This window comes from Polaromonas sp. P1_G2, assembly GCF_056405515.1.
The window spans coordinates 1-3,611 of record NZ_JBFUBY010000354.1 but is presented as its reverse complement, the minus strand read 5'-3'; the positions used below and the strand labels follow the sequence as shown (position 1 = coordinate 3,611).

Here is a 3,611-nt window from a genome sequence, read left to right as displayed (position 1 = left end):
ATCTAGTGCTGCGCTCCAGGTTGCCGGTGGGCTCATCGGCCGGCATGCCCGCCACTGGCGTTCGCGATGCGGCATAAATCGGGGGCCGGGTTGGCGTTAGTTTCGGCTTCCAGGTTTGATATCACGCGGATGCTCAGCCGTAGCCGCCCTTCTCGCGCGCACTTGTGCGGCGGTATCCGCTGTGTATTCCCGGAAGGAAGTACAGCCGTCCATTGCCGGGTACCCCAGCACGTAAACGGTAACTCCCCGGCCTGGAGTTGAAGGGCCGGATATTTGCAAATCACCTTCCGATACGAAGGTGTTCGACAAAGGCAGTGAGCTCCCCATCAGCTGATGCGCCACGTACTCCGCCCGCATTTTGGCAAGTTGGCTTCTTCGGCGCGCGTCGCCTTCATCCCTTGAGGCCCATCCCATGACCACCGCGACTTCAAAGCGACACAACCCTCGATTGCCGCGCAGTGAATCAATCCACTCGCGAAGTTCTGTTCTTGATGCCGCTGACAAAGCTACCGCGTGCAGAGGCAGTTCGATGGCTCGAACATGCTCAACCCGAACCGGCGACACAGCCTGAGCAGCGCCATGCACGGCAATTGCGCTTGCAAGAAACCAATGTTTAAGGCTCATTTTGGGAATGTGTGGCAAAAGAACACGAAGCCCCAGCACAAAGGCCGTACCGAAATCACGCGCTAGTTGCAGCATCAGCTCAACGCGCCGCCTGACCCGTGCGGCTTCCCCGCTTATAGCCAACCGGCCTTCTTCAGCTCGTCCACCAGCATGCGGCTGAACGATTCGACATAAGCCTCGGGCTCCATGCCGGCCGGGCCGTAAGAGAGGATGCTGATGTAGCCACGCGAAGCGCCTGTTGCGTCGCGCACGATCACGGAAACCTCGAAACTTCTGCCGCCGCCTGCGGCAACGCTCAACACCCCTGGTGTCAGCTCGACTGTGTATGCCGTGCCTTTTGGCACGCCGTTCTTCGCGAGTTCAGCTTCGACCTGGCGTGGGGCACTTTTGAGAAAGGCATCCAGAAGCGGGGTCACTTTGTCGCGCGACGGATTGATCTGGGCGCTGCCTGGATAGCGCATGGTGATGCTGTCAAATCGGTCCCAGCGGGCTTGGGCCGCGGTGATCTTGAATTGAGTGGCGGCAACCGCCTTGCTGGTGACACTCGAGCCTGCGCATGAGGCCAGCAACACAGCCAGCGCCGGCGCGAGCACCAGGATTTTCCAGTTCAGTTTTCCCATGCTTCCCTCTCCCTTTTTTTTACGATTGAAGTAAACCGCTGACAAGACTCAGCTGGCGCCCGCAGCGCTGCGCGAGCGTGGCGTCATGCGTGACCATCACAAACGCGGTGCCGTGGTCGCGCGCCAGCTGAAGCATCAGGTCGAACACACCGTCGGCCGTGCTGCGGTCCAGGTTGCCGGTGGGCTCATCGGCCAGCACGCACGCTGGCCGCGTGACGAGCGCACGCGCAATCGCAACGCGCTGGCGTTCGCCGCCTGACAGCTCCGCGGGGCGGTGGTGGATACGGTCTTTGAGGCCGACGGCGGCCAGCATCGCCGTCGCGACGCGTGCGCATTCTGCGGGGGACTCGCGACGTATCCACAGGGGCATGGCCACAYTGTCGAGGGCGCTGAATTCGGGCAGCAGGTGGTGGAACTGGTAGACAAAACCCAGATGTTTATTGCGCAGGTCGCCTTGCTGCTGGGGCGACAGGGCTGACAGCGTCTGGCCCTTGAGTTCAACCTGGCCGCTAGTGGGCGCGTCGAGGCCGCCCATCAAATGCAGCAGCGTGCTTTTGCCGGAACCCGAAGCGCCGACGATGGCCAGGGTTTCGCCGGCGTGGACTTGCAGGTCGACACCGTGCAGCACGGTCAGGTCTATACGGCCTTCGTGGAAGCGTTTGGTGAGGGCTTGGGCTTTGAGGACCACTTCGCCGTTGGCACTGGCGCTTTGCAGCGTGGCAGTCATATCGTTCTTGAGCTCACTCATAGCGCAGGGCCTCCGCCGGATTGACACGGCTGGCGCGCCAGCTCGGGTAGATGGTGGCCAGGAAGGACAGCACGAGGGAGATGACGACGATGGGCATGATGTCGGCGTATTGCGGTTCACTGGGCATGCGACTGATGAGGTAGATGTCTTTGGGCAAAAAGCTGGCGTTGAGCGCACGCTCGATGGCCGGCACGATGACGTCGATGTTGAAGGCGATGCCCAGGCCCAGCAGCAGGCCGGAGAGCGTGCCGATGACACCGACCAGTGCGCCCTGCACCATGAAGATTTTCATGATGCTTTTGGGGCTGGAACCCAGGGTGCGCAGGATGGCGATGTCGGCGCGCTTGTCGGTGACTGTCATGACCAGGGTGCTGACGAGGTTGAAGGCGGCGACCGCGACGATGAGTGTGAGGATGATGAACATCATGCGTTTTTCGAGCTGCACGGCGGCGAACCAGGTTTTGTTCTGGCGCGTCCAGTCGCGGATCAGCAGGTCGCCGCTGAGGCTTCTCGACAATTCATAAGCCACCTCGCGCGCCTGGTGCAAATCTTTCAGGCGTATGCGTATGCCGGTGGGGCCTTCGAGGCGGAAGATTTTCGCGGCGTCTTCCTGGTGCATCATGACCAGGGCCGAGTCGTATTCGTAGTGGCCGGAGTCAAAGGTGCCGACCACCGTCATCTGCTTGAGGCGGGGCACCACGCCGGCCGGGGTGACCTGGCCGCTGGGGGCGATCAGGGTGACGGTATCGCCCTCGCGCACGCCCATGGCGCGGGCCAGTTCGCCGCCCAGCACCACGCCGAAATTGCCGGGCACCAGCTTGGCCAGCGTGGGCGCCGAGGTCACGGCGAGGTCGGTGACCTGGCCTTCGAGGGCCGGGTCTATGCCGCGCACGATGGTGCCTTTCATGTCTTCACCGCGCGCCAGCAGCGCCTGGGCCGCGATAAAGGTGGCGGCGCCTGTGACTTGCGGGTTGGCCTTGATTTCGGCCAGGGTCTTGGCGGGGTCGGGCAGCGCGATGCCGTTGGGCGCGAAGACCTCGATGTGGGAGATCACGCCCAGCATGCGGTCGCGCACTTCCTTCTGGAAGCCGTTCATCACGCTGAGCACGATGATCAGGGCCGCGACGCCGAGCGCGATGCCCAGCATGGAGACACCCGAGATAAAAGAGATAAAACCGTTGCGCCGGGTGGCGCGGCCGGCGCGGGTGTAGCGCCAGCCGAGGATCAGCTCATAAGGGATTTGCATACTCAACCTGGTGGTCCTTGCCGGCCCTTGAGGCCAACCCGGACGGATTTTTGTACATGGATGTGTTCTCGCCTTCAAAACCGGACCGCTGGATCCGCCTGCGGCGGCTGCGATTTGGACGCCCAATTGTGGCATCCCGGACAATAGCCCCATGTCAGCCAATTCYCCCACCCCTTTCACAGGGCCGCAGCTGCTGCTTCCCTTCGCGGCCTGCAGCGCGGAGGCCTGGCTCCCCACGATGAAAGCCTTGCCGGCCGATAGCACGCGCAACCTGGGCCAGCTGCTGAAGGGCATGAAGTCAGTGCACACTGATGAAGCGGATGCCCACACGCTGTCGCCGCCACATGAACGGGCCTTGGCCCTGGCGCTGGGC

Annotated in this window: 4 protein-coding genes and 1 pseudogene; 1 reads left to right on the top strand and 4 read right to left on the bottom strand. The window is 62.6% G+C overall.

Annotated features, from left to right (window positions below; all coding sequences use genetic code 11):
- Positions 1–96 precede the first annotated feature (96 nt).
- Genes AC1D0P_RS23380 through AC1D0P_RS23365 form a run of 4 tightly spaced genes read right to left on the bottom strand, consistent with a single transcriptional unit; the run spans position 97 to position 3,238 of the window.
- Positions 97–699 carry a hypothetical protein gene (locus AC1D0P_RS23380; RefSeq protein WP_477678926.1) on the bottom strand — a complete coding sequence of 201 codons (603 nt, stop codon included), beginning with the start codon at positions 697–699 and terminating at the stop codon, positions 97–99.
- Positions 700–737: 38 nt separating this feature from the next.
- A complete protein-coding gene (locus AC1D0P_RS23375) occupies positions 738–1,244 on the bottom strand; it encodes a hypothetical protein (protein ID WP_477678925.1) in 507 nt (168 codons plus the stop codon).
- Positions 1,245–1,263: 19 nt separating this feature from the next.
- The gene (gene lolD / locus AC1D0P_RS23370) at positions 1,264–1,992 is read right to left on the bottom strand and encodes a lipoprotein-releasing ABC transporter ATP-binding protein LolD (RefSeq protein WP_477678924.1); all 729 of its coding nucleotides are present in this window, start codon (positions 1,990–1,992) and stop codon (positions 1,264–1,266) included.
- Positions 1,985–3,238, bottom strand: coding sequence for a lipoprotein-releasing ABC transporter permease subunit (locus AC1D0P_RS23365; RefSeq protein WP_477678923.1), 1,254 nt, complete (start codon positions 3,236–3,238; stop codon positions 1,985–1,987). The genes lolD and AC1D0P_RS23365 overlap by 8 nt, the downstream gene beginning before the upstream one ends.
- A gap of 151 nt (positions 3,239–3,389) precedes the next feature.
- Here AC1D0P_RS23365 and AC1D0P_RS23360 point away from each other — a divergent pair.
- Positions 3,390–3,611: pseudogene (locus tag AC1D0P_RS23360) on the top strand (hypothetical protein); the annotation flags it as partial.

Coding starts and splice junctions, on each gene's coding strand:
- AC1D0P_RS23375 (WP_477678925.1), bottom strand. CDS start 1,244: ATGGGAAAACTGAACTGGAAAATCCTGGTGCTCGCGCCGGCGCTGGCT.
- AC1D0P_RS23380 (WP_477678926.1), bottom strand. CDS start 699: ATGCTGCAACTAGCGCGTGATTTCGGTACGGCCTTTGTGCTGGGGCTT.
- AC1D0P_RS23365 (WP_477678923.1), bottom strand. CDS start 3,238: ATGCAAATCCCTTATGAGCTGATCCTCGGCTGGCGCTACACCCGCGCC.